Annotated in this window: 14 protein-coding genes; 7 read left to right on the top strand and 7 right to left on the bottom strand. The window is 67.8% G+C overall.

Annotation, left to right across the window (positions count from 1 at the left end):
- Positions 1-76: 76 nt before the first annotated feature.
- Positions 77-3406 (top strand): helicase C-terminal domain-containing protein, encoded by a 3330-nt coding sequence (locus tag Poly30_RS03645; protein ID WP_145194663.1) that lies wholly within the window; start codon positions 77-79, stop codon positions 3404-3406.
- A gap of 110 nt (positions 3407-3516) precedes the next feature.
- Positions 3517-4212 carry a hypothetical protein gene (locus Poly30_RS03640; protein WP_145194662.1) on the top strand — a complete coding sequence of 232 codons (696 nt, stop codon included), beginning with the start codon at positions 3517-3519 and terminating at the stop codon, positions 4210-4212.
- Between the two features lie 24 nt (positions 4213-4236).
- Here the strand turns inward: Poly30_RS03640 and Poly30_RS03635 are convergent, their stop codons facing one another.
- Positions 4237-6366, bottom strand: a complete 2130-nt coding sequence (locus Poly30_RS03635) for a serine hydrolase domain-containing protein (RefSeq protein WP_145194661.1) — start codon at positions 6364-6366, stop codon at positions 4237-4239.
- 5 nt (positions 6367-6371) lie between these two features.
- Positions 6372-6974: a TetR/AcrR family transcriptional regulator gene (locus Poly30_RS03630; RefSeq protein ID WP_145194660.1), complete on the bottom strand. Its 603-nt coding sequence runs from the start codon at positions 6972-6974 to the stop codon at positions 6372-6374.
- A gap of 153 nt (positions 6975-7127) precedes the next feature.
- Here Poly30_RS03630 and Poly30_RS03625 point away from each other — a divergent pair, with 153 nt between their 5' ends.
- Positions 7128-9641 carry an RNA polymerase sigma factor gene (locus tag Poly30_RS03625; protein WP_145194659.1) on the top strand — a complete coding sequence of 838 codons (2514 nt, stop codon included), beginning with the start codon at positions 7128-7130 and terminating at the stop codon, positions 9639-9641.
- Between the two features lie 165 nt (positions 9642-9806).
- Here the strand turns inward: Poly30_RS03625 and eptA are convergent, their stop codons facing one another.
- Positions 9807-11393 (bottom strand): phosphoethanolamine--lipid A transferase EptA, encoded by a 1587-nt coding sequence (gene eptA / locus Poly30_RS03620; RefSeq protein ID WP_145194658.1) that lies wholly within the window; start codon positions 11391-11393, stop codon positions 9807-9809.
- A gap of 167 nt (positions 11394-11560) precedes the next feature.
- Here eptA and Poly30_RS03615 point away from each other — a divergent pair, with 167 nt between their 5' ends.
- Positions 11561-13528, top strand: a complete 1968-nt coding sequence (locus tag Poly30_RS03615) for a multiheme c-type cytochrome (protein ID WP_145194657.1) — start codon at positions 11561-11563, stop codon at positions 13526-13528.
- On the opposite strand, the gene Poly30_RS03610 is transcribed toward Poly30_RS03615, so the two are convergent.
- Positions 13512-13979, bottom strand: a complete 468-nt coding sequence (locus Poly30_RS03610; RefSeq protein WP_145194656.1) for a hypothetical protein — start codon at positions 13977-13979, stop codon at positions 13512-13514. The two genes, Poly30_RS03615 and Poly30_RS03610, sit on opposite strands and share 17 nt — an antisense overlap.
- Positions 13980-14051: 72 nt before the next feature.
- The gene (locus Poly30_RS03605; RefSeq protein WP_419190913.1) at positions 14052-15710 is read right to left on the bottom strand and encodes a sulfatase-like hydrolase/transferase; all 1659 of its coding nucleotides are present in this window, start codon (positions 15708-15710) and stop codon (positions 14052-14054) included.
- 61 nt (positions 15711-15771) lie between these two features.
- Between Poly30_RS03605 and Poly30_RS03600 the strand changes: the two genes are divergently transcribed.
- Entirely contained in the window at positions 15772-16698 is a 927-nt protein-coding gene (locus Poly30_RS03600) for a 50S ribosomal protein L11 methyltransferase (RefSeq protein ID WP_145194654.1), read from the top strand.
- Between the two features lie 261 nt (positions 16699-16959).
- Here Poly30_RS03600 and Poly30_RS03595 read toward each other — a convergent pair whose 3' ends face one another.
- Both Poly30_RS03595 and Poly30_RS28085 read right to left on the bottom strand, forming a co-directional pair.
- Complete coding sequence (locus tag Poly30_RS03595) at positions 16960-18756, bottom strand: hypothetical protein (protein ID WP_145194653.1); 1797 nt, start codon at positions 18754-18756, stop codon at positions 16960-16962.
- 157 nt (positions 18757-18913) lie between these two features.
- Positions 18914-20620 carry a YihY/virulence factor BrkB family protein gene (locus tag Poly30_RS28085; RefSeq protein ID WP_419190912.1) on the bottom strand — a complete coding sequence of 569 codons (1707 nt, stop codon included), beginning with the start codon at positions 20618-20620 and terminating at the stop codon, positions 18914-18916.
- Positions 20621-20735: 115 nt separating this feature from the next.
- Between Poly30_RS28085 and Poly30_RS03585 the strand changes: the two genes are divergently transcribed.
- Together Poly30_RS03585 and Poly30_RS03580 are read left to right on the top strand one after the other, a co-directional pair.
- Positions 20736-24365, top strand: a complete 3630-nt coding sequence (locus tag Poly30_RS03585) for a PSD1 and planctomycete cytochrome C domain-containing protein (protein WP_419190911.1) — start codon at positions 20736-20738, stop codon at positions 24363-24365.
- Positions 24365-25852, top strand: a complete 1488-nt coding sequence (locus tag Poly30_RS03580; protein ID WP_145194651.1) for a DUF1501 domain-containing protein — start codon at positions 24365-24367, stop codon at positions 25850-25852. The genes Poly30_RS03585 and Poly30_RS03580 overlap by 1 nt, the downstream gene beginning before the upstream one ends.
- The last annotated feature ends 49 nt before the right edge of the window (positions 25853-25901 follow it).

Below are 25901 nucleotides of genomic sequence, written 5' to 3'. Positions count from 1 at the left end.
TCGCTGGAGATCCCCAGGTACATGCCAATTAGCCCACAAACCACCAAGAGACGCAGGAACGACGATGCACAGGCGCATGGATGAGCCCACTCCCGGGGGCAGGCACGGGGGAGATTGGGCCCCCGACCGGCTCCCGAACGGGCTCGCATGCGTCGTTATCTGGGCGAGCGGCACCGACACGCGCCTCGACGGCGTCGTCCGCCTCTTGGCCGTCCGGCGCGGGTCGGGCGGCGCCTGGGAGAGCTTCGAGGAGATCTGCTCCCCGTTCCCCGGCGAGCGAGCGGGCGCGACCCAGCGCATCCGCCAGACCTTCGGAGTCTCCTCCCGCGATCTCGAGGGCGCGCCAGCCGCCGCCGAGGTCTGGCCGCGACTGCGCGAGTTCATCGGCGACCGCCCCGTGGTCGCCCACGATGGCGAACTCGTCGCCACCTGGGCCCATGCCCTGGACCAGGAAGCAGCCCTGCGCCTGACGCCGCTCGACCCGATCGGCCTCGACGAGGTCGCCATGCTGCTGGAGCCAGGTACGCTCGCGTCGCTGGGCCCCGCCCAGCTCGTCGCGGCGCTCGTCGATCCCATGATCGCCCCGTCCCCGCCGGGCGCGCTACAGCCGCCCCACGTGCTCGCGGCACTCGCCGAGCTGGTGGCTCGCTTCGGCGACCTCGGACCCGCGGCCCACGCGCTGACCGCGTTCGGCTGGCTCCGCGCCCACGATCTCTTCCGCGCGACCGACGAGGCCGCCGCCCGCCGCCTCTCGCTTTCGCTCTCGATCATCGATCAGCCCGGGAGCTGGGGCGGCGACGTCGACCTCTTCGCCGCGGGCAGGCTGAAGAACGGCCTTGTCTCCCATTCCGAGGCCGAACTCGTCGACGAGGACGATCCCCTCGGCCTCGTCGATCCCGCTGCCGCCGAGAGCGGCATCGAGTTCGCGGACGAAACGCCGCTCAAGCCCGACGTCGACGAGCCCGCGCCCTTTCTGGAGGAAGACCTCGCGCTGCTCGACGATCTCTTCAAGGTCCACCTGCCCGCGCTCTTCGGCGCCGGGAACTCCAAGTCGAACCAGGCGTCCCTCTATCGCAAGAGCCAGCACCGCGTCGCCGAAGAGGTCGCGCGCTGCCTCGGCTCGGATGAGCTGCTTCTCGTTCACGCCCCCACCGGTACCGGCAAGACGCTCGCCTATCTCCTCCCCGCGCTCATGTGGTCGCGGCGCTACGGCGTGCGCGTCGGCATCGCGACGTATACGCGCGCGCTGCAGAGCCAGGCCATGGAGCGCGAGGTGCCGCGCGCCCTCGAGGCGCTCAACCGCGCAGGGTTGTCGCCCGGCTTCCGCGTCTCGATCCTGAAGGGGCGAGAGCACTCGCTCTGCTGGCGCGCGCTCCGTATTCACGCTCCGGCCGAAGGCGACGACCCCGAGACATGGCTCGGCTGGGTCGCTCTCGCGCTCTTCGGACTGCGCGACCGCGACGGCGACCTCGATCGATTTCCGCGCCGTCCGCCGGTGCGATTGACCTCGAGCACGCACTACCGCCAGAGCCTGGCCTCGCTCGTGGCCCAGGTCCGCGGGCGCAGCGGCTGCTGCAGTACCCAGGGAGACCGCGCGGTCTGCGCTGCCGAGATCGCACGCCGGCGCGCCGAGCGCAGCCACGTCGTGCTGACGAATCAATCGTTCGCGCTGGCGCGTCCCGAGTTCTTCCGTCGCGTCGTGTTCGACGAGTGCGAGCACCTGCACGACCAGGCGATGAGCGCCTGGAGCCACCGGATCTCGTTCACGGAGATGCGGCGCGTCCTGCGACGCCTGCACAGCCCCGACAACGAGCGCGACGGCTACTTTCGCCGAGCGAAGCCGCCGCTCGATCGGCTGACGAAGTACCTGTTGCCCGGCACCGGCGCCGCCGAGCGCCTGAGCGCATCGCGCCAGCTCTGGACCAACGCGTCCTCGGCGATCACGCACCTGGAGTCGACGCTCCTGGAGTACGAGCGCTGGCGCGCCAGCGCCCAGGTCGGCCGCTCCGACGCGATGGAGCACAGCCTGTTCCGCGAGTACGTCGACGCCAGCGGACAGGCCGAGCACCTCGTGACCGCGAGGCTCAACGTCGTCATGTTCCTGGGGCGACTCGACGGTTCGCTCGCGCAGCTCTCGGAGGAGCTGGAGACGATGGGCCTCAAGCGCGTGGCGCGGATCCGGCGTGCGCTGGAACTCGCGCGCGTCGAGATCGCCGACGTCGGCAAGGCGGTGGACGCGTGGCTCCCGATCGACGAGGGCGCGCCGCGGCTCGGCGGGATGGTCTTCCACGACGTCGAGCGCAACGTGCGAGAGGACCTGATGCTGGCGGCGCTCGTGCTGCTGCCCGGCGACGCGCTCGGCAAGTACTACTATCCCGAACTCGGGTCCGCGGCGTTCGTGTCGGCGACGACGCGCATCGGCGGCAGCTTCGACCAGGCGAAGAGCTACCTCGGGCTCGATCGCGTCGCCCAGAAGAACGAGGAGACCGGTGAGTTCGATCGAACGGCCGGGACGCGGCGCGTGACGACCTTCCACGCGCCCGAGGTCTTCGACTACGAGCGCGTGCTCGTCGGCGTTCCGCGCGGCATCCCGCCGGTGCAGAACCGCGAGGCGTACCTCGACTTCCTGAGCCGCTACCTGCCGTGGTACGCGGAGCGGACGCGTGGGCGGATGCTCGTTCTGTTCACGAGTCTCCGCGACATCCGCGAGGTCGCGGAGCGCGCGGGCCCGACGTTTGCATCGCGCGGGCTGCCGCTTTTCTGGCAGGGGATGGACGCCGCGGGCAAGGAGGAGCTATCGGACCTCTTCCGCGAGCGCGTCGAGTCCACGCTCTTCGGCGTCGATACGTTCTGGTACGGCGCAGATTTCCCCGGAGAGACGCTGGAGACGCTCGTCATCGCGCGGCTCCCCTACGGCGTCCCGGATCGCTACCACCATGCCCAGTGCGCCGCGATTGGCGTCGGCGCCCAGCGCCAGCGCATCTACATGCCACGCGCGCTCGCCAAGTTCCGCCAGGGCTTTGGCCGCCTGATGCGGAAGGCGTCGGACCGTGGCGTGGTGATGGTGCTCGACGGCCGCATCACCGAGAGGCGCCACGGGCACTTCCTGAAGGAGCTACCCGTGGAGCGGCCAGGATCATGGGATCCTGCGGCGAAGGCGAGGATGTCGCGGGGCGACCTCGACCTCGTCAGCCGCGAGGCGTTTGCGCACCTCGGCCTCCTCGCAGACATGGAGCGGCGGGGTCTCAGCCCCTACTTCTCGGGCGGGACGCCCGCGCAGGCCGAGCCCATCCGGCGCGCCGGAAGGGACCTCCCGCTGGAACTCTCGCCGGACCTTCCGCTGGGCGCGATGTTCGACTCGAACGACGGCCCACTCGAAATCAACGAGTCCGACCTCCCCTTCTGATCGACGGGATCGGATTCTCTGACAGCGCCGTCAGACCCTCTTCGATGCCCCAGTCCGTTAGAATACGAGGGTTCTACCCCCGCAAAACGCCCCTCATCCCCGTGGCCCCCATGAAGTCCTCACTCCTCCCCGCTGTTGCCCTCTTCGGATTCGTCGCCTGTGCCAGCAGCAAGCCTGCGACGGTCGACAACTCCCTGCTGGTGCACGCGACTCCGGAGTCACGCGCGGCGATCGCCGCCGCTCGCTCCGAGCGTGACGTCGCGAACGACGAACTCGCCATCGCGATGGCGGCGGCGGATCGCGCCGAAGACGAGGTGATGATGGCGAAGCTGGCGCTGAGGACGGCCGAAGCCGAGGCGGAGCAGTCCAAGCTGGCTGCCGAGGTCGCCGAGAAGAGCGGCTCGCCTGATCAACTGAAGGCGGCGGCGCTCAAGCATTCGAAGGCCCTGGCGCTGGCCGAGGTCGCCAAGGAAGTTCTCGCGGTCGAGCGGCGCGAGCAGGAACTCGCCGAAGCGGAGGCGGACCTCGCCGAGGCAACCCACGAACTCCGCAAGGCCCAGGTCGAGGAAGCCTCGGCGATCGCCGTCCAGGACGTGGACCTCGTCGAGGTGCGTAAGATTCCGCTGGCCGAGTTCCGCAAGATCGTGGCCACCCAGCAGCGCGAGGTGGAAGTCGCGAACGAGGCGGTCGCGAAGGCCTCGGAGCGTCTCAAGCTTGCGAACGAGAAGCTCAGCAAGGCGAGCGCCTACGCGCGCTCGGTGGGCGCCGAAGACGCGTCCATGACTCCCGCGAACGACGGGATGTGAGAACGGTCCTGGCGCGCAGGGAGATCAGTCCTTCTGGAGTCTGAACCAGCCTTCCTCGACGTCCACACCGACCGTCGCGTCCGTCACCAGCCCGATGATCCTCCCGATCATCGGGTTGGCGAGTTCCATCTCCGTCCGATAGGGCAGGCGCATGCCCTCGAGATCGCGGAAGTCGCTGAACTGGATGGTCTGGCCGATCAGCCCCATTCCCGGGAGGATGGTCATGCCGTCGAGGCGACCAACGGTCCACTCGGTCTCGTCGACGTAGAGCGTGGTGGCCATCCCTGAAGTGTCTCCGAGCCGCACGAGCAGAATTCCACGCTCGTCCTCTTCGATGCGCTGGATCACCCGGGCGTCGATGCCGCGCTTTCGCCAGTCGCCGAAGCGCGCGCCGAGCGAGTTCTGGTTGCCGAGCGTGACCGCGAGCCCTTCCAGCGTTTCGGTCGGCTTGTCTCCGATCTTCATCCGGACGGCCTTCCCGTCCGAGCCGGTAGCCGCGGTTTCCTCTCCGGTGCTTTCGTCGACGCGCCAGAGATCCGGCCAGCCGTACCAGGCGATGCGCTGACCCGAGATCCCGAGCTTCTCCATCTCGAAGTCGTTCTTCATGCGTAGCACACCGAGGGATTCCAGCCGGTCGATCCGATGCGTCGCGGTGACGTGATCGGCCACTTCATCGGCGGTCGGCAGGTCGGCGGCGGGCTCGAAGCGAAACTCCTGGTGCTCGCCGATGTGGTAGCCCGTGACTTCCCCGGCTGCCCCACGATCGAAGGCGATGACGGTGCCCGGCTGGGGCTTGAGCTTCCAGCGGTCGTCGCCGGCGTACACGAGCGGCACCACGGCCTTGCCGAGGATCTCCAGGGCGAGCCCGCCCTCGTGGAGGATGATCGAGCGGTAGCGGTCGTTGGGCCGGTCCTCGCAGTAGTAGCCGAGGTACTGTTCCAGGGGCGGGGCGGCCTCGATCGGGTCGAAGGGGACGCCGAGAAGGAGTGCGCCGAGCTGCTCCTCGACGCGCAGACCCGTCAGCGTGCCGCGCGACTGGGTGAAGTAGAGCACCATGGCGTTGTGCTCGGGGAAGGCCCAGGCGTGGGTGCCGTCGGAGCCCGTGTGGCCGAAGACGACGACGTCGCGGCCTTCGTCTTCGTCGTCAGCCGTCGGGCGCGTCCAGAGCTGCATGAGCGAGCCGTAGGCCGTCTCCAGTCCGGGGAAACCCGTCGGGGCCCCGATGGGAAAAGGGCCCGGCTCGAGGCCGCGACGCACGGAGGAGCCACGGAGCAGACGTCCGTCCGGACCGCGACCCTTCTTCATCCACATCTGGACGAACTTCGCGTAGTCGACGGCCGTCGAGTAGAGCCCCTGGGACCCGAGGAAGATCGGGAAGAGCGCCTCGTCCTCGGGCGACCAGAATCGGGTCCAGCTGCCCTGGGCTCCGGCGTACTTCGAGACGCCTCGCGCACGAAGCGGGTCGTCTTTCGTCATCAGGCACGCGCTGTCCCCCATGCCGAGGGGGTCGAGGATGCGCGCCTCGATGAAGTCCTCCGCAGGTGCTCCGGTCACGACCTCGATGAGGGCGGTCAGCGTATCGGTGCCCTGGTCGCTGTAGTGGAATCCGGTGCCGGGCTCGAACTCGAGCTCGACTCCGCCGCCCATGTCGGCGACCGAGCGGAGGCTCGTCAGCTCGCGCGGGTTCGACCTCATGATGAGCGAAAGCGGCAGGCCGCTCGTGTGGTGCAGGAGCTGATCGATGGTGATCTCGCGCGTGCTGGCCGCGTCGAAGGCGGGCAGGTACTTCGAGACCGGGTCGCCGAGCTTGATCGCCCTGTCCTCCACCAGCATCGCGATGGCGGTGCCGATGAGCGGCTTGGTCATGGACCGGACGCAGAAAACGCCGCCCGGCTCCATCGGGGTCCTGGACGCCTGGTCTCGCCAGCCGTAGGCGCCGTGGAGCACGGTGCGGCCGTTCTTGAGGATGAGCAGCTCGCCGCCGACGATCTCGCCGTCGTCGACGAAGCTCTGGACGAGTTCGCTCAGATCGGCGACGACCTGGGGCGAGAGCGACTCTGCGATCGGGGTGGAAGCGGGAAAGGCTTCCGGCGAGGCGACGTCCGCGCCCTGAAAGGCAGCGAGGGCGAGGAGGGCGGTCAGGGTGGGACTCATGGGATTCAACTCGAAGAGACGGGACGAAGCGCCGCGAGGGCGGCGCGGATGATCGAACGGGAGCGCGCGGGGCCGTCGGAGACGCGGCCGAGGAGCGCCATGCCCTGGGAGAGAGCGACGAGCTGGCGCGCGGCGTCCCTGGGCTGGAGGTCCGAGCGAACCTCTCCTGCGCCCATGGCCTCGCGGAGACAGCGCTCGAACGCCTGCTCCATACCATCGAGAACGCCGCGTAGGAACGCCGCCAGCTCCTCGTCGTCGGCGCCGATCTGCCCGATCGCGACACCGAGCAGGCACCCGAGGCTGCCGTCGGAGCCGTGGTGCTTCTGGAGCTTGCCGAGGACGCGCTCGAGGTTCGCGAGCGCTCCGACACCCTCGCGCTCGAGCCCGTCGCAGATGCTCTGGATGACGGTATCCGCGTACTTCCTGAGCGAGCGCAGGTAGAGCTCGCGCTTGCTGCCAAAGGTGTCGTAGAGGCTCTTGCGCCCGATGCCGATCGCCACCTCCAGATCGCGGATTCCGGTGCCGTCGTAGCCGCGCTCCCAGAACAGGTCGCGCGCGGTCAGGACGGCCTCCTCGACGTCGAAGCTCTTCTGGGGTCCGGGACTCATGGGCACCACTCTGCCAAACAGAAACCGATCGGTCAAGGATAGCCACACAGGGATCGCGAGGCGACAAATCGGAATCTCCGTCGTTTTGGGGACGGGAGGCGGTGAATCGAGGTAGCGGCGAGCGCCGCGCTCCGATTTCCTACCCCTGTAGCCATGAATCCCCCTTTCCTCCCCTCGGGCCCTGACCCTTTCCAGGCCATCAGCCCCGAGCTGGCCGAGCAGGCCAACTTCTTACGGGCACTGGCTCGTCAGATCGTTCGCGATGCATCCCAGGCGGACGACCTGGCCCAGGAGACGCTGATCGCCGGGGCGACCTCGGCGGCGGTGGGCACTCAGCTCGATCGGCGGTCGAGTCGGCCCTGGCTGGCGCGCGTGCTCAGGCGCAAGGCCTACAACGAACGTCGTTCAAGCGCCCGGCGCGCGGATCGCGAAGGAGCGGCGGCGCGCCCGGAAGCGGAGCCGTCGAGCTTCGATAGCGTGGCGCAGCTGGACCTGGCAGAGCGACTGCTCGCGCACGTTCGGTCGCTGGAGCCGGAGGTCAGGGACGCGGTGGTCGCTCGCTTCTATCACGGGGAGAGCTTCGCCCTGATCGCGGCGCGGGAGAACGCGCCAGTGACGACGATCCAGTCGAGGGTGACGCGCGGGCTCGAGGCGCTTCGGCGTCGGCTCGACAAGGACTCGAGCGGTGGCCCTGCGGCCTGGCTCGGGGGAATGACTGCGCTCGGCGGAAAGGGACGCGCCCTCGACTCGCTGAAGTCCTCATCGATGGGGACCTGGTGGTCCGCCGGTCCGATCGCGATGGCGGTGGGCGCTGTCGCGGCGATGACGGCTGCGGTCCTGGGCGTGACCGGATGGGCGACGTCACCCGAAGGAAGCCCTTCGCCGCCACGCGAGGGGACAGCCGCCCTTGTCGGGGCGGGTGACACCTCCGCGGCGCAGAGCTCCCAAGCTTCTTCGTCGTTGACGCGCGCGACCGCTGGTTCCAGAGCAGAACGCCGAGTGGCTTTGGCCTCCGCAGCCGGGGGCTCGTCGGAGCCGGAGGCCTTCCTCGAGGGCGCCGGGTCTGTAGCGGAGGGTTCGCCGGAGGAGCAGGACGCCAGGCAGGAACAGCCCGCCCCCGCGAATTCGGGAACCATCGGGCGAATGAAAAGTCTCGCGGAGCCGACCGCCGATGCCGGGATGCTGGAGGTCCAGCTCCCCTCGAGCCTGGTGAAGCAGCGAGTGATCGGGATCGCGCCGAGCCTGGCCGATCCGAATCGGGAGTTCTCGCGGATGCCAGCCGCTCGGGTGGAGCTCAAAGTGGACGCGTCCGGGCACGGCGAGGCCCACGGCCTCCCCGTGGGCCAGCCGCTTTGCCTCTACACGAACTCGACGGCACGCGCGTACACCCATCAGAAGAACGGCTTGGCGTACTCCCTGGAGGACGCGTTCGCGGCCAGCGCCGATGACGACCTCGCCCCCATCGTGATCCCTGCGTCCGGGCATCTATCCCTGAAGCTTCCCGCTGAGATCGCGACCTACGTCGACGTGACCGTCCTGGGTGAAAGCGGCGAGCCAGCCCCGGATTCCAAGGTCTCAGCCAGCGCGGAATGGCGAGAGGAAGAAGGCGCCTACAAGTACCTCGACCTGTCCCAGCCCGCTCGAGAAGGTCGCTTCCTGATTCCCCTGCCTTTCGCCGATGCGCCGAAGCCGATCGTGGTGCAGGCGGTCGCCCCCATCACCCCAGGCCCTGACTTCGACCCGACCGATGTTCCCCTGTGCATGGCGATCTGCGAACCGCTCGCCTCGAAGATCACGGAGGTAACGATCCAGCTCAGCCCCTCGCGAAAGGAGTCGGCCCACGTTGCCTTTCCTGCTTCGGTGGCAGATCCCGACTACGCCCGAGTGTGGATCGAGCGAACCCTGCTCAGTGATCCGGACGCGGACGGACGACGACTCGCCCTCTATCGCCAGCGTGTCCCTCCCGGCAAGGTCAACGCGGATGGCCACTTCGAATGGCAGATGGTCCCGGACGGCTTCTACCGGATCGCGGCCCACCACCCGGACTTCGAGGACGCGGTGCTCGAGACAGACCTCCACGGCGAGTCGCCACCCCTGCAGCTCCGCTTCGAGCGGCGCCCCCCCACAGCGATCACCGTGAACTACATTTCCCCCCCGGGCACGACCCCTTCCACGCTGTGTGTCCTGAACTACGGTCCCTCCCCGTCAACCACGCGCCGACATCTTCTGAGGTCGAGTCGCCGAAGCCGCACGGTCCCGGCAACACCCGGTCGCGTCTGGATGCACCTGATGACCCATGGTCCCCACTCGACCACGCTTTCGTCGCGCGCCAACGGCTTCGTCACGATCCAACCCGGCGCGAACGAGCTCACGATCCAGCTAGAAACCGACCACACCGCGACGGGCACTCTTCCTGCCCCCGCCCCCGAAGACCGCCTGTTCCTCCACGTCCTGGCCGAAGAAACGAGTGGTCCACTACAGGTCGGCACGAACGCAGTCGGCAGCCCCACCGAGTGGATCACGGTCGCCCCTAACGGCCGCTACCGTTTCAGGGCCCCGTACGGCGACTACCTCTTCTGGACAGGAACGCGCACAGAACTCCGGACGAACCGCCCCCGAACCCGCCAACGATTGCGATTCAACGCCCAAGGCCTGTCACCCCTCTGACCCCTATCCGACACAAACGGACCAGGTGCATCCATTCCGAAACAAACGGACCAGGTGCAGCTGTACCGATACAAACGGACCAGGTCCGTTCGTATCGGTACAGCTGCACCTGGTCCGTTTGTGTCGGAATGGATGCACCTGGTCCGTTTGTGTCGGATAGGGCGGTCATCGGTTCGAGAAGGACTCGTTGAAGATGTCGTACTCTTCCTCGTAGACCTCGCTCTGGATCGAGAGGGCTCCCAGGATCGTGTGGAAGATGTCTCTCTGACTGTGTGCGGTTTGCGCCTGGAGCTGGGCGGGATGGACGTTTCTTCGTTCGGTGAATTCTTCCGACATCCAGACGATGAAGGGGACGGCCTTTTGGACATCTGGCGCGATCATCCAGGGCGCGCCGTGCAGGTAGAGGCCATATTCGCCGAGCGATTCTCCGTGGTCCGAGATGTAGATCAGAAGGGGCGAAGCGGCCGGGATCCTCTTCAGAACGTCGATGGTCCGGCTGAGAATTTGGTCCGTGTAGAGGATGGTGTTGTCGTAGGCGTTGTACAGCTCCTCCTCGCTGCAGGTTCCCAGCTCGACCGATTCGCAGACCTGACGGAAGACCTCGAAGTGGATCGGGTACTTGGTCGAGTAGGACGGGCCGTGACTGCCGGCCTGATGGAGGACCACGAGGATTTTCTGACTGGACGAGCTTCGGATTCGCTCTTCGAGACCCGTCAGAACAACCTCGTCGTAGTCGCGCTCTGGCCCAGGGCAGTCCCTGGCTAGCTCCCTCGCCGTCTCGTAGGTCTGGACCTGGATGGGAGGCTCGCCCGTGTTCTTGCTGCGCCAGATCACATCGACGCCGTGCCTCTGCAAGTACGAAGGCAGGGGCTCGTAGCGGGTGGAGAACTCCGAGCTGGAATCCACGTGCGAGAGGATGCAGCGCACCGACGCCGTCGTGTAGGTCGAGGACGCCATCGTACTCTGGAGCGCCTCCGCACCCGCCTTCTCCAGCTGCGGATTCGTCGGTCGCTCGTAGCCGTACAGCGAGAAGTTCTGCGCCCGCGCCGACTCTCCGATGACGAGGAGGACGACCGACTTCTCGTCATCGGTGAATGCGGCCTCGGGCAAGAGAATCTGGACGTCCGATTGCCACAGCTTCGGCGCCGCGGATCTTACGGTGTTCATCACGTAGGACCATGGCATGACCAGACCGCCCAGCCTCTTGGCGTTCTTGTCGATCCAGCCCCAGGTTCCGGAGGCCATCCACCCCCAGGTCACGGTCAGCACCAGCACCGACGCGGCCATGGCGGCGACGCGAAGCCGCGGCGACTTCTCCACCCGCACCCCGGCGAGTAGCCCGGCCGGAAGGAGGCCCAGCAGCGCGAGGTACACCAGGAGCTTCGGGTGAAAAAGCTCGAGGGACTCGGCGAGGTTCGTGTTCTGCACGTTTCCCATCATCGTTCTGTCCAGGACCACCTGATAGGTCGCGACGAAGTAGACGGCGATCGAGCTGGTGATCGCGAGGACCATGCAGATCGGCTTCAGCAGCCTGTGGGAAACCAGCGCCAGCAAGGAAAGCAACAGCGCCGTCGAGGAGAACAAGGCCACCAGCGCGGTGACCAGCGTCAGGATGCCACTGAAGGAACCGACCTCCAGATGGTCCGCCGCGAACGAGAAGAGCGGCGCGTGGTACAGGAGAGCGTTGGCCGCAGCCATCAGTACGATGAAGGTCGTCGTACGAGGTTGCCACCGGGATCGATCGAGGGTCATGGCGGTGGAGGTTCGCGGTGCCGCCACGGGCGGTAGCGCCGAATCGAGCGGCAGCGGTGTCCCAATCTAGCATCTCCGGCTCCCACCAGAACGACGGCTTTCGCCGGCTGTCGTTCCGCCACGAGCTACACTGGGGAGGGCCTCCGCGCCCATCGAGCCTTTCCCCCATGCCCCTCCCCGACGCCCCTCTCGCCACCGCCCTCGGCACGCTGGTCGCATTCGGCGCGCTCTTCGGACTGACCTGCCTGCTTCCGTCGCAGCCGCGGCTCGGCTGGCGCGCGCTCGGCGCTCTGCTCGCCGTCTCCCTTCTGGCGGGCTTCTGGTTCGGCACCGAGACACCGGAATCCTTCCGCGCGCCCCCTACGCCCGCGGGCCGCGTCCTCGAAGTCCCGACGGATGCCTACGTCACCTCGAACGAGTGCCGTTCCTGCCATCCCGGGCAGTACTCCAGCTGGCAGGATTCCTACCACAGCACCATGACGCAGCCCGTCGAGCCGGGCACGGTGCTCGCGCGCTTCGATGGTGATCTGACGATCCGCGGCGAGCGCTTCGCCATGGAGCGCGTCGGCGACGAATACTGGGGGACGTTCCCGATCGAAGCGCCCGATGCTGGCGGCGAACGGACCAAGCGCGTCCGCTTCACCCAGGTCACCGGCAGCCACCACATCCAGGTGTTCTGGTACAGCTACGGCGACCAGCGCGGCCTCGGCATGTTCCCGCTCTACTATCACCTCGACGAAGAACGCTGGATCCCCTGGTCCTCGGTCTTCCTCATGCAGCCCGTGCACGCCCCCAGGGAAGACGTCGGCCGCTGGAACGTTCACTGCGTCAAGTGCCACACCACCGACGCCCGTGCCAAGGTGATGGAGAATACGCCCGCCGCCATCGCGGCGGCAGAGACCGTGGTCGGCGAGTTCGGAATCTCCTGTGAAGCGTGCCACGGCCCCGGCGACCTCCACGCGTCCCTGAATCGCAACCCCCTGCGCCGCTACCAGCAGCACCTCTCGGACGCGGCCGACGACTCGGTCGTGAACCCGAAGCGGCTCGAAGCGAAGGCCTCCGCCCACGTGTGCGCCCAGTGCCACTCCGTGAACGCCCTCGTGCCGAAGCGGCTCGCGGATGCGCAGGAGAACGGAAGCCCCTATCGACCGGGCGCCGATCTGGAGGAAACGCACATCGTCTTCGGCGGTAGACGCGAGCGAGGCACCCAGGAACTGGCGCGTTCCACGCCGGGCTTCATGCGCGAACACTTCTGGCCCGACGGCATGGTTCGCATCGGCGGGCGAGAGTTCAACGGACTTCAGCGCTCCCCCTGCTTCGCCCACGGCGACGCCGAGCGCGGCATCATGGACTGTACCTCCTGCCACTCGGCGCACCGCGCGTCCTCGGACCCGCGGACGCGCGAGGAATGGGCCGACGACATGCTCGCCCAGGAGCGCCAGTCCAACGCCTCCTGCGTCCAGTGTCACGAAGCGTATGGCGACGAGACAGAGCTCGCGCGCCACACGCACCACGGCGCCGCATCGAGCGGCAGCCAGTGCGTCAACTGCCACATGCCCCACACCACCTGGGGCCTGATGAAGGCGACGCGCTCCCACGAGATCGACTCCCCCAGCGTGGCGACCGAACTCGCGACCGGCCGCCCGAACGCGTGCAGCCTGTGCCACCTGGATCGCTCGCTCGGCTGGGTCGAAGACCGGCTCGTCGAGTGGTACGGCGCGGCCCCCGTCGCGCTCGATTCCGATGCGCGCGACCTCGCCGCGGGCGTGCGCCTCGGACTGAGCGGAGACGCGGGCCAGCGCGCGCTCATCGCCTGGGCCATGACCTGGGAGCCCGCGCTCGCGGCCTCCGAGCACGACTGGATGCCGGGCATCCTCGCAGAGTTCCTGGCCGACCCGTACGACGCGACTCGCTTCAACGCGATGCGCGCGCTCCGGCTCCAGCCGGGCTACGAGGCCATCAAGACGGACTTCCTCACGACCGCCGAGACCGCGTCCGCGCTTCGCGAGGGAGTCCTGGAGACCTGGCGCGCGAACCAGGCGCTTCACCAGAACGGCCGCGTTTCGATCCCCCAGACGCTTTTCGAGCGTCTCCTGGCTGCCCGGGATCACACGCCGATCATGCTGACCGAATGACCTGCCGCGCCGTGATCGCGGTCGCCACGATGAGGAGTAGCGCGCCGAGCGGGAGGAGCGCGATCCCGACGCCCGGGTCGCCGCCGTAGAAGACCACGCCACCGAGGAAGAAGCCCGCAGGCATCAGGATCGTCGCGCCGAAGAAGCAGCGCGATGCGAACCGGGCCGCGCCTTCGCGGAACGGCTGCGGCCGGGAGAGCGTCCAGGCGAACGCGAGGTTCACGAGGCCGAGCAGCGTTCCGTGGGCGTGGGCCAGCGTCCAGAGATGCCGTCTCGTTTCGTTGTCCGCGCCGAGGTAGGCATCGACCTTGAAGCCGTGGAGCGCCTCCAGCACGAGCCCGCCGAAGAAGAAGAGAAGCATCGCGACCCAGCCGACGCGCACGTGCCGCTGGATCAGCGGAGTGAGCGTTGCGTTGAGGGGCGGCCTGTCGGTTGAGTCAGTTTCAGTCATGGCGGAGGATGCCCACTATTCGGTCCGCTGCGGCCCGTCGCAACCTGCGTGGGGACTTGGGCCGGGAATGGCTCACTTCTTCGGCTCCTTTGCCGCTTCTGCCTCTGCTGGCGGCTCCGGCACCGCTGGCACTGCTGGCTCCTCTGGCTGAGGATCGAAGAACGTCTCTCGGATCCACTGGGGCTGCCAGCGGTCCGGCTTGCGCGCCCTGCCTGTGAGGTCGACGTGGAAAGGCTTCAGCTCCCCTACCGTCAGCGGATCGGGGTCGCCGATACGCTCTCTCCATCGCTCCAGGTCGATCATGAGCCTGTCGATGTGGTGCTGAAAGGGCAGGCGTCCCGCGAGGTCGATCAGCTCGTCGGGGTCGGTCGCGAGGTCGAAGAGCTGCCTGTGGCCGATCGCGGGGTAAACGCTGAGCTTCCAGCGGCCGTCCGTCACCGCGCGCTGCGTTCGGCCGAGGGCGAGGTAGATCGACTCGCGGACCTCGGCGCGCTCGCCGCGCCAGATCGGAGCCAGGTCGCGGGAAACGTGGCCGAGATCGGAGCCCTCCAGCGGTAGCTCGGGTGCTTCTTCGACGGTTTCGTTCTCGTCCTCGACGCCGGTCTCCTCCGCCGCTTCGGCTTCTTCTGCTTCTTCGGGCTCCGGCTCCGGCAGAGGCCCCGCGAACCCGAGCAGCGTCGGGTGAATGTCCAGGAGGTACGTGAGCGCCGTCACGTGCTGGCCCGCCGGCACGCCGGGGCCGACGATCACGAGCGGCGCCCGCAGGCTGTGCTCGTACACGCTCTGCTTCCCGAGCAGTCCGTGGCTGCCGAGCGCGAGACCGTGATCCGACGCGAAGACGATCACGGTCTCGCGCCCGTCCGTCCGCGCTTCGAGCGCGTCCAGCACGCGGCCGATGGCCGCGTCCATGTGCTCCACCAGCCCGTAGTAGTCCCCGAGCTGCCGCCGGACCGTCGCCGTATCGCGGGGCCACGCGGCGAGGTTCTCGTCGCGCAGCGTGAGGTGGCCGTTGTCGAACGGATGCTGCGGCTTGAAGTTGGCGGGCAGCTCCGGCAACTCGCGCTCGCGGTACTCCGCAGGCGGATCGCGCGGATCGTGCGGCGCCGTGAGCGCCAGGCTGAGGAAGAACGGCTCGCTCTGCCCTGCATCCTCAAGGAAGCTGATCGCCGCCGCGGAGAACAGGTCCGACGAGTGCTCGGTCGATGGCTCGCGCGTCTCCACGCTGCCGTCGGCGCCCACGTCGTGGAGCGGCACGTCGAAGTGGTTGGACATACCGCTGAAGAGCACGGCGCGCCCCTCGTCGAAGCTGCGCTTGAAGGACTCCTGGCCGTTGTGCCACTTGCCGACGCCGTAGGTTCGATAGCCGCGCGCTCGCAGCGTCTCGCCCAGGAGTTCGACGTCGCGAAGGGCGCTGTGATCGATCGAATGATACGCGCGGCCCGAATGGATCATGGCCCGGCTCGGCGCGCACACAGCTCCATGCGGCGAGCCCATGCAGTAGTTCCGGCGGAACGAGGTGCCAGCGTTCACGAGGCGGTCGATGTTCGGAGTGGCGATGTGCTGGTTCCCCCAGGACCCGATGGTGTCGACGCGCTGGTCGTCGGTCAGGATCAGGAGGATGTTCGGCCTGGCCGGTTCCGCGGTCGAGGCTTCGATCTGCGCAGCGGCAGAAGCCTCGACCTGAGGGGCCCCGAGGACGCTGGCCAGCGCCAAGAGAGAGGAAATCCACATGGCCCCGACGATAGCGTGAACGGTCGCCCGTCGCAGGAACTCAACAGGTAGGATCCCTCCCATGACGAAGGAGCTTCGATCGAAGATGGGCTGGACCGAGGTTCGTGTCGACGTGCCCCAGGGCTGGCAGGAGCTCGTCGCCGAGACTCTCAACTTCGGTCCCTGCACCACGGTGGCCTTCGGAACGACCTCGATCGCGGCTCGCCAGCCCGAGGAAGGCCACGACGCCGTCCGCACGTTCGTGATGGCCCAGGACGACACGCCGTCGTTCCGCCAGAGGGTCCAGGTCAAGCTCGACGAACTCGTGGAACTCATCGGCGTCGAGGAACTCACGGGGCTCCGCGCCGACTTCAAGCCGCTGCCGCCCGAGGACTACGCCACGTCCTGGCGCAAGGACTGGAAGCCGTTCCGCGTCGGACGGCTCGTCCTCCTTCCGCCGTGGCGCGAGGAGGGTCCACCGCGGGAGTCCGATATTCGCTTCACGATCCAGCCCGCCGGCTCGTTCGGCTCGGGCCGGCACGCCAGCACGCGCACGTGCCTGCGCGTGATCGACCAGCGCATCCGCGGCGGCGAGCGCGTGCTCGACGCGGGGACCGGCAGCGGCATTCTCTCGGTCGCCGCCACTCTGCTCGGCGCTGAATCCGCCGTCGGCTTCGACATCGACCCGGTATCCAAGCCCACCGCCGACGAACTGGCCGAAGACAACGGAGTGGCCGCCCGCTGCGACTTTCGACCCGGCGACTTCAGCGCGCTGCGCGAGGACGAGATCGGCTTCGACGTCGTGCTCGCGAACATCTACGCGGACGTGCTCCAGGCCCACGCGGCCGAATTCCATCGTCGCCTCGCCCCCACCGGCTGGTTCGCGTTCAGCGGATGCCGATTCGACCACCGCGACGCAACGGTCGCGAAAATGAACGAGGTCGGCCTGCGGATCGACGAGGAGCGCCAGCGCGGCCGCTGGGTCACCTTCGTCGGCGCTCGAGCCTGAGCGGATTCCCGTCCCGCGGCTGGACCATCGCGACTCGGCCCGATACTCGCGCGAGGACCGCCAAGATCCGCCCCCGCGCCGTCGCTGCCAGGAGTTTGTCGCGCATTGACGAATCCGCGTAGCGCACTACGCGAATCCGTCAATGCGCGACAAGCTCCCAGGCGACCACGCGGGGGCGCTTCGGGGAACTATCAACTGTTCAGCTAACCCAACAAGACCATCGGAAGCCTCACCGCAGGGGGGTTGACAGGTCCATCCACATCACTGGAACGTGAGCTCGAGGCCGTTCGTGAAGTTCGACGTGGTCGAGCCGCCGACGGAGTCACGGTGCCAGAGCTGGAAGCTCCAGGAATCGCCCGGGAGGACCGAGATCAGTCCGTTCGGCGTCGGTTGACGCGTCAGGTCGATCGCCAGGGAGATCGAACCGTTGGCCCCGCTGTTCTGGATCTGACCCGGTCCGACGTAGCGGCCGATGGCGCCGCTCAGGCAGAGGTTGCCCGAGCTGCCGCCGGGGTTCGCGATGAATCCCTGCGTCCGGCTCGTGATGAAGAATCCGAAGGAGAAGTTCGGCAGCGAGTCCGCGATGAGGGTCACGTCGTTGTCCGACACGAGCGACGAACCGTCCGCCGACATCATGCCCGACGCTCCGGTCGAGTTGGCCACGGCCGGATCGCAGAAGACCGTGCCGAACCCGAGCTGCTCGAAGTTCATCGCAACGATCGCCACGCCTGCGTTGCCGTTGGTCGAGTTGCTGAACGTGATCGACGTGATCGACTGGCCCGCCGAGGCGGCAAGGTCGATCGTGGTCGCGGTGAGGTTCAGGTTGGCATCCGGGAGGCCGGAGTCCTCGGAACCCGTTCCAAGGAACGAGCCGCCGAACCAGTCGCCGCCCGCGAGCGTGCTCGTGACCGAGGTGCCCGACTGGAAGTTGAACGTCACATCGAACGATCCGCCGCCGTTGCTGATCTGGAAGAGGACCGAAGCCTTCGTCGACGCGTCGACCGGGACCGGGCTGGCGAGGGTGGTGGTCTGCGGTCCGGTTTGATCGCTGTTCGCGAGCCAGGTCGGCTGGATACCGACGTTGTCTCCATCCGCCACAGCGTCCCAGGGGCGACTTCCGCCGTCCACGAAGTTACGGTCGCCGAGGTGCACGATGTCCAGGACACCGGCCTGGGAGACCATCGTGAAGGGATCGGAGATGGGGTTCGAAGGGATACCCGTCGTGAAGTCGAGAGCACGGTCCGAGATGGAGCGATAGCCGTTCGGATCGTCCGGAACGCCGTCCTCGTTCGTGTGGACGATGCCGTTGAAGTTGTAGTTCAACGCCACCGGGATGAGGGTCGTCGGCGAGGAACTCGTCTCGACGTTGCACGCGAGGATCGCGTAGCCCCCGTTGAAGTTGGACGGGTTCTGGAAGGAGATCGAGGTCAGCGTCTCACCGGCCGATGCGCTGAAGTCGACGACGCCCTCCGTGAGGGACAGGTTATTGTCCGCGATGGCCGAATCCGTCGAACCCGTTCCGAGGTAGGGGCCGCCGAACCAGTCGCCTGCGCTGATCGTCCCCGATGCAGTCGCTCCGCTCTGGAAGCCGAGGACCACGTCGAGCGCGCCGCCGCCGTTGCTGACCTGGAAGAGAACGCGAACGTTGGCCGTCTGCCCGAGCGTGATCGGTGACGGAAGAACGGTCGTTTGCGGACCCGTCTGGTTGGTGCTCGGGAGCCAGGTCGGCTGGATGCCGAGGTTGTCCCCGTTCGCTGCAAGATCGAAGGGGTAGTTGCCTCCGTCCACGGTGTCGCGATCGCCCACGTGGACGATGTCGAGGACACCCGGCATGCTGACGATGGCGTAGGGAGCGAGCTGAGCGTTCGTGGGCACGCCCGCGGTGAAGTCGAGACCGCGGTCCGAGATCGAGCGGTATCCCGCGGGATCGTCCGGGACGCCGGCCTCACCTGCGTGGACGATTCCGTTGAAGTTGTAGTTGAGCGGAATCTGGATGACGGTCTGCGCAGCAGCGGCAGGCGCGAGGCTCGCAGCCGCGAGCGATAGGAAGAGTCTCATGAAGAGCGCGCAGGAGAGTAGGGACGGAATGACGGCGGCGAGGCAACAGCCTCACGCCGCTACCCATGAACGGTACGCGCTGCGGGACGATTGCGGAGGATCGAATATGCGCGGACCCAAACGCGGAACCTGATCCGCCTGGCATCCGAGAACGCGCTCACTCCGAGAGGAGAGCCGTTCCGTTTCCCGTTCGAGCCAGCTCACGAAGAGACAGATTCTCTTCTGCGCGGTCCTGCATCCTTCGGAAGCGTCCGAACGCTTCCCCTAACGGGCCATCCTCTTCGTCGAATGCGCCAATCTCCTGGAGATCCCGCGCATCGAGGGCGTCTCCCTTCAGGGCATCGAATACATGCTGCATACGCACGCGGTCCGGATCCGACGCGAGGACGAGCGCGGGATCGTCCGGCTCGGACTCCACGATCGCGAGGATCCGAGCGCGCTCGAGCTTGCGGGATACCTCCTCGATGGTCCGCTCCGGACAGCCCAGCTCGACCGCGAGGTCATCCATGGAGTGCGGCTGCCCACCGGCCAGGAAGACACGCGTCACGCGCACGGCCAGACGCAATGCAATCGTCTCCTTGAGCGCGAGATCGAAGTTTCGACTCCGGACGAGCTGACCGTGGCGCGCCTGGTTCTGGTGCGCGGCGGCGGCCTCCGCCCCAAGAAGCACCGTCATCCAGGACGAATGAACCCAGAAGAGAAAGATCGGCAGCGCGGCGAACGTCGAGTAGATCGCGTTGTAATTGGCGACTCCGACCTGAAGCTTGAGGTGGGCGAACTGGAACAGCTGCCACATCGTGCCGCCGATGACGCCGCCCACGAGGGCCGACGTGACGCGCGTGCGCGTGTTCGGCATCAGAATGTACGCGAAGGCGAACCCGATCCAGATCACGGTCAGCGGCGCCAGCGAGCCGAAGATGGCGAAAACGGGCCCCTCACCACCTCCCATGTACTGATTGAGCCAGCCGCTTCGAACCAGCCCCAGGATGCCGGTTCCCGTGACGAGCAAGAGCGGGACGAGCACGATCGTCGAGAGATAGTCCGCCAGCTTGCGCGGTAGGCTCCGCGACTTCGTGACGCCCCAGATATCGTTGAACGACTTCTCGATCGCACCGAGCAGCTGAATCACCGTCCAGACGACGATCAGCAGGCCGAGCACGCCGAGCCGCGACACGTCCGTCTTCTGGACGAAGCCTAGCACCGTGTCGATCGCGCGGCGAACCTCGGAGCCGCCCTGCTGCTTGAACTCCTCCTTGAGCCCTTCTTCGATCGCCTCCTCGAAGTCGGCTTCCGCTCGAGCCGGGTCCACGGGGGCGAGGTCTCCCGATTCCTGATCCGCCGACGAGTCGCCGTCCTGGACCGCCGTGTCCTCGCCGATTTCGCTGCCTTGTTCACCAGCTGGCGCGGCCTCTGGCGTGGGAGCTGGCTTGGCCGACGTGACGCCCAGCTCCTCGAGTTCCGTGGGCGCACCATCCGCGGGCCCGAAGGTCGAATCGAGGAACGGGATGATCGTCTCCGCCAGGAGCGTCTCGTAGGCGCCGAGCCCCTTGGCCACCGAAAATCCGAGCGCGAGCATCGGAACGAGCGACAGAACCGTGATGTAGGTCAGGGCGGCGGCTCGCCAGCTGCACCGATCCTTGACGAAGTTCGTGATCGTCAGGTGGATGACGCGCGCCACTCCGTAGCCCCAGCGACGGAACGTCGGCAGGGACGCCAGCTCGCGGGACCAGAGGTCACGGGTAAAAAAGGTATGCAGCCCGACGGCGTGGCTTTCGATCCGACCGCGTGGCTCCGGGCGCAAACGGCGTGTGCCACGCAGATCAGGCGCACCGGGGGCTGGTTTGTTTCCCTTGGGTTCAGTCACGGGCTCAGCGCCGGCTGGCGGCTTGCTGTCCTCGTCGGCTCGATTCAGTTCATTCATGAGGTGCTGGGTTCATAAGAACCGCTTTCCCTCGCCGGAAGGCCATAAACTGTCGTTCATGACGAGACTCCCCTTCGCGCTCGTGGCTCTGGCTTCTGTTTCCGTCGTGACAGGCGCTGCGCCTGGCGTCGTCGCCACGTCGGGTGACCCGACTTCAGGTGACCCGACTTCAGGTGCCCGGGCGGCTGGTCGCCCGACCGCTGGCGCAACACCGGGCAGTGACGGGATCGACTTCGCCCGTGAGGTCCGCCCGATCCTCTCGGACAACTGCTTCCACTGCCACGGCCCTGACCCCGAGACCCGCCGTGCCGGTCTCAGGCTCGACACCCCCGAAGGAGCCCTGGCCGCGCTCAAGAGCGGCGGGCACGCGGTCGTCCCGGGCAACACCGAGGATAGCGAGCTGATCTACCGGATCGCGCCGCTCTCCGAGGACGAGATCATGCCGCCGGCTGACTCCGGCAAGTCCCTCGACGCCGCCGAGATCCGGACGCTGACGCGCTGGATCGAGCAAGGCGCGGTCTGGGAGGATCACTGGAGTTTCCGCCCGCCCACGCTCCCCGCCCCACCCGCCGTCGACGGCTACCTCACCGCGGACCCGATCGATGCCTTCGTCGCGGAGAAGCTGCAGGCTGCCGGCCTCGACCTCCAGCCAGAGGCCGATCCCTACACGCTGCTCCGGCGCGTCACCCTCGACCTCACCGGGCTGCCGCCGAGCGCCGATGAGCGCGCCGCGTTCCTGACCGACTGCGACCTCACCGACATCGACACCGCCTACGCAGCGGCCGTCGATCGCCTGCTGGCGTCGCCGCGCTACGGCGTCCACATGGCCCGCACCTGGCTCGACGCCGCGCGCTACGCCGACACCCACGGCCTGCACCTCGACAACCGCCGCAGCATGTGGCCCTACCGCGACTGGGTCGTCAGCGCGCTGAACGAGAACAAGCCCTTCGACGAGTTCACCGTGGAGCAGCTCGCGGGCGATCTGCTTCCCGACGCGACGCTCGACCAGCAGATTGCGTCGGGCTTCAACCGCTGCAATCCGACGAGCGCCGAGGGCGGCATGATCGCCGAGGAGTACCTCTCGATCTACGCCAAGGATCGCGCGGACACGACGGCCACCGTCTGGCTCGGCCTGACGCTCGGCTGCGCCCAGTGCCACGACCACAAGTTCGATCCGCTGAGCCAGCGCGACTACTACGGGATGTACGCGTTCTTCAACTCGATCGACGAGGAGGCATCGGATCGCAATATCGAGAACCCGCGCCCGTTCGTTCGGGCGCTCGACGCGGCCGCCTCGTCCGAGCTGGAGACGCTGCGCTCCCGCTCCGCCGAACTCGAGGCCCAGCTGAGCGCTGCGAACCCCGAGCTGGAGGCCCGCGCCGCCGCGTGGATCCAGGAGCAGCGCGACGAGCTTCTCCAGCACTGGAGCGTCCTGAGCCCGGCGCGCGCCGAAGCGACCGGCGGCGCCGAACTCGTCATCGACAGCGTCAGCGGCGAGATCGTCGCCCAGGGTCCCAACCCTGACGTGCCGCAGTACGAGCTGGAGTTCGAGATTCCCTCGGGCGCGGTGGACGGCATCCGGCTCGACGCCCTGGCGCCGCCCGGCGAGACGCTCCCCGGCCGCGGGGACAACAAGAACTTCGTGCTGTCGTACCTGGAGGTGGAGAGTCAGCCCCTGGATGGCTCCGAGCCGTTCCGGCCGGTCACCATCCGAGAGGCCGTCGCCACGCACAGCCAGACGGGCTGGCCGGTCGCGTCGCTCCTGGACCCCAGCCTGAAGAATGGCTGGGCCGGACTCGGGCTCGACGGGGATCGCTCCGCGCTGCTGCTGCCGGCCGTCGCCGTGGGCTACCCATCCGGAACTCGGCTGCGCCTTCGGATGCACTTCTCCGACGTTCACGTGCGCCACTCCCTCGCCCGTTTCCGCCTCGCCTTCAGCACGCGCGGGGACGCGGGCGGCGCCCCGGGGCTGGGGATCTGGTGGAGAGCTCACTTCGAGGCCGAGAGCGCGGAGGGGCTCTACGTCCGGCCGTTCCTCCCACGGGAGGCCATCGCGTCCGGCCTCGACGTTCTCGGCGAGGCCGCGCCAGGCGTCGCGTGGATGCCGGAGCCGCGCCTCACGGCCGACTCGCTGCACGCCCTGGAGCCGGGCATCGGCGTTCACTACCTCGTCCTCCGGATGTTTGCCAGGGAGGAGCGCGCGTATCAGCTTCGGCTCGGAAGCGACGATGGCCTGATGGTCTGGTTGCGCGGCGAGCTGATTCACCAGAACCGCACGCCGCGGGCCGTGGCCCTGGATCAGGACCTCGTGCCGATCACCCTGGTTCCGGGCCAGAACGAGCTGGTGGTGAAGGTCGTTAACACGGGCGGGGCGAGCGGTTTCTCCTGGCGCCTCTGGGACGCCGCGGGAGAGAACGAGTTGACCGCAGACCAGACCCTCGCGCTCCTCGGGTCGGGCGACGGAACGGAGGGCCTCGACGCCGAACTCGACGTGCTCGCGCGCCGCGCCGTCGACCCGGTCTGGGCGCAGCTCTTCGAAGACCGCGAGGCCGCGCGTGCCGCCGTGGAGGCGTTCCAGGAGGCTCTGCCGACGACGCTGGTCTCCAGGGAGCGCAGCGAACGGCGCATGGCGCGTATCCAGATGCGCGGCGCCTACGATCGGCTCGGCGACGAGGTCGGCCCCGCCACGCCTGCGATCCTCCCGCCCCTGCCGCAGGACGGCCCCGCGGACCGGCTGGCGCTGGCACGCTGGGTGGTCGCGCGCGACAACCCCCTGGCGGCACGGGTCTGGGTCAATCGCGCCTGGCAGCACTTCTTCGGTCGAGGCATCGTCTCCACGCCCGAGGACTTTGGCTCCCAGGGCGCGTGGCCGACGCACCCGAAGTTGCTCGACTGGCTGGCCGTGACCTTCATGGACGAGGGCTGGGACATGAAGGCCATGCACCGGCGGATCGCGCTCTCGAGGGCCTACCGCCAGTCCTCCGTGCTGACGCCGGAGCGCGCCGAGATCGATCCCGACGGCGGCCTCGTCTCGCGCGGCCCGCGGCACCGACTGGACGGCGAGGTCCTGCGCGACCAGGCGCTCTATCTCGCGGGGATGCTCGACGAGTCGATGGGCGGCCCCGGCGTTCGCCCGTACCAGCCCGACGGCGTCTGGTTCGCCGTCGGCTACACGCGCAGCAACACGGTGCGCTACGAGGTCGGGCCCGAAGCCGACCAGCGAAGACGCAGCCTCTACACGTTCTGGAAGCGAACCGCGCCGCCCCCGAACCTGACGACCTTCGACGCGCCGATGCGGGACACCTGCACCGTTCAGCGCGAGCGGACCAACACGCCGCTCCAGGCGCTGGTGACGCTCAATGATCCCACCTACGTGGAGGCGGCGAAGTTCATCGCCGCGGGCATCGTGGGTTCGGGCGCTCGCTCGCCGGAGCAGCGCGCGCAGGCTCTCTTCGAGCACGTCGTGGGGCATCCTGCATCGGATGAGGAATGCGCCGCGCTCACCGGCCTGGCGACCGAACTCCAGGCGGAGTTCAGCGCCGATCCCGAAGCTGCCGCCGGCCTCCTGGGCGTCGGCATGCTGCCGCTCCCGGACGCGGTCAGCGCGCTCGACCCGGCCGAACTCGCGGCTTGGACGCTGGTCGCCAGCACCCTTCTGAATCTCGACGAAGTGCTCACGAACGACTGATGCAGAACCCTCTTCAAGACGGACCGCTCGCCGAGCGCGCCGCGCACCTCACCCGCCGCCAGTTCTTCGGTCGCGCCGCCACCGGCGTCGGAGCCGGCGTCGGCACCGCGGCGCTGGCCTCGATCCTCGGCCCGCGAGCGCTGGCCCTCGGTGGCAAGGACTCCGCCGCGCCGGGCGTCCTCGGGCCCCACTTCGCTCCGAAGGCCAAACGCGTCATCTACCTCTGCATGTCGGGCGCCCCCAGCCAGTTCGAGACCTTCGACTGGAAGCCCAAGCTGCGCGACATGTTCGACGTCGAACTCCCCGACAGCATCCGCAAGGGCCAGCGCATCACCACGATGACGTCCGGCCAGACCCGCTTCCCCATCGCGCCGTCGAAGTTCGACTTCGCGCGCCACGGCGAGGCGGGCACCGAGGTCTGCGAGACGCTGCCGTGGACGGCGAAGATGGTCGACGATCTCTGCGTGATACGCAGCGTTCATACGGATGCGATCAACCACGATCCCGCGATCACGTTCATGCAAACGGGCTCGGAGCAGCCGGGTCGGCCGAGCTTCGGCGCGTGGCTCTCCTACGGGCTCGGCACGATGAACCGCGACCTTCCGAGCTTCGTCGTGATGACGCCGAAGTGGAAGGGGCGCGCCGAGGCCCAGGCCCTCTATCAACGACTCTGGGGCTCGGGGTTCCTGCCGTCGGAGCACCAGGGCGTCGCGCTGCGCACGGGCGGCGATCCCGTGCTGTACCTCAAGAACCCGAACGGCGTGGATCGCAAGATGCGGCGCCGGATGCTGGACGTCGTCGCGAAGCTCAACGAGGAGCGCGCCGAAGAAGTCGGCGACCCCGAGATCCGCGCGCGCATCGAACAGTACGAGATGGCGTTCCGCATGCAGACCGCCGTGCCGGACCTGACGGATCTCTCGAACGAGCCGCAGTCCGTGCTCGACCTCTACGGACCGGATGCGACGGTCCCCGGAACCTACGGGGCGTCGTGCCTGCTCGCCCGACGACTGATCGAACGTGACGTCCGCTTCGTGCAGATCTACCACCGAGGGTGGGACCAGCACGGCAACCTCCCCACCGACCTCGGGAACAACTGCAGAGACATCGACCAGCCCTGCTACGGGCTGATCCAGGACCTGAAGAACCGCGGACTCCTCGAGGACACCCTGGTGATCTGGGGCGGCGAGTTCGGCCGCACCACCTACTGTCAGGGCGCTCTTTCGAAGGAGAACTACGGCCGCGACCACCACCCGCGGTGCTTCTCGATGTGGATGGCAGGAGCTGGCGTGAAAGCGGGCCAGACCTACGGCGCCACGGACGACTTCTCCTACAACATCGTGGAGAACCCGCTCAGCGTGTACGACCTGAACGCGACGATCCTGCACCTTCTCGGTCTGGATCACGAACGCCTGACGTATCGCTACGCAGGAAGAGATTTCCGCCTGACGGACGTCCATGGCGAGGTGCGACAAGCTCTCCTCGGTTGACGAGAATTACATGGGGGTCAGGCCTGGTCGGCCTCCCCATGGGGCCTCC

The sequence above is a fragment of the Saltatorellus ferox genome (genome assembly GCA_007751475.1).
GTDB lineage: Bacteria > Planctomycetota > UBA1135 > UBA1135.
The sequence above is the reverse complement of the archived record's forward strand: the minus strand, read 5'-3'. Positions and strand labels throughout refer to the sequence as shown.

Coding starts and splice junctions, on each gene's coding strand:
- Poly30_RS03645 (WP_145194663.1), top strand. CDS start 77: ATGGATGAGCCCACTCCCGGGGGCAGGCACGGGGGAGATTGGGCCCCC.
- Poly30_RS03640 (WP_145194662.1), top strand. CDS start 3,517: ATGAAGTCCTCACTCCTCCCCGCTGTTGCCCTCTTCGGATTCGTCGCC.
- Poly30_RS03635 (WP_145194661.1), bottom strand. CDS start 6,366: ATGAGTCCCACCCTGACCGCCCTCCTCGCCCTCGCTGCCTTTCAGGGC.
- Poly30_RS03630 (WP_145194660.1), bottom strand. CDS start 6,974: ATGAGTCCCGGACCCCAGAAGAGCTTCGACGTCGAGGAGGCCGTCCTG.
- Poly30_RS03625 (WP_145194659.1), top strand. CDS start 7,128: ATGAATCCCCCTTTCCTCCCCTCGGGCCCTGACCCTTTCCAGGCCATC.
- eptA (WP_145194658.1), bottom strand. CDS start 11,393: ATGACCCTCGATCGATCCCGGTGGCAACCTCGTACGACGACCTTCATC.
- Poly30_RS03615 (WP_145194657.1), top strand. CDS start 11,561: ATGCCCCTCCCCGACGCCCCTCTCGCCACCGCCCTCGGCACGCTGGTC.
- Poly30_RS03610 (WP_145194656.1), bottom strand. CDS start 13,979: ATGACTGAAACTGACTCAACCGACAGGCCGCCCCTCAACGCAACGCTC.
- Poly30_RS03605 (WP_419190913.1), bottom strand. CDS start 15,710: ATGTGGATTTCCTCTCTCTTGGCGCTGGCCAGCGTCCTCGGGGCCCCT.
- Poly30_RS03600 (WP_145194654.1), top strand. CDS start 15,772: ATGACGAAGGAGCTTCGATCGAAGATGGGCTGGACCGAGGTTCGTGTC.
- Poly30_RS03595 (WP_145194653.1), bottom strand. CDS start 18,756: ATGAGACTCTTCCTATCGCTCGCGGCTGCGAGCCTCGCGCCTGCCGCT.
- Poly30_RS03585 (WP_419190911.1), top strand. CDS start 20,736: ATGACGAGACTCCCCTTCGCGCTCGTGGCTCTGGCTTCTGTTTCCGTC.
- Poly30_RS03580 (WP_145194651.1), top strand. CDS start 24,365: ATGCAGAACCCTCTTCAAGACGGACCGCTCGCCGAGCGCGCCGCGCAC.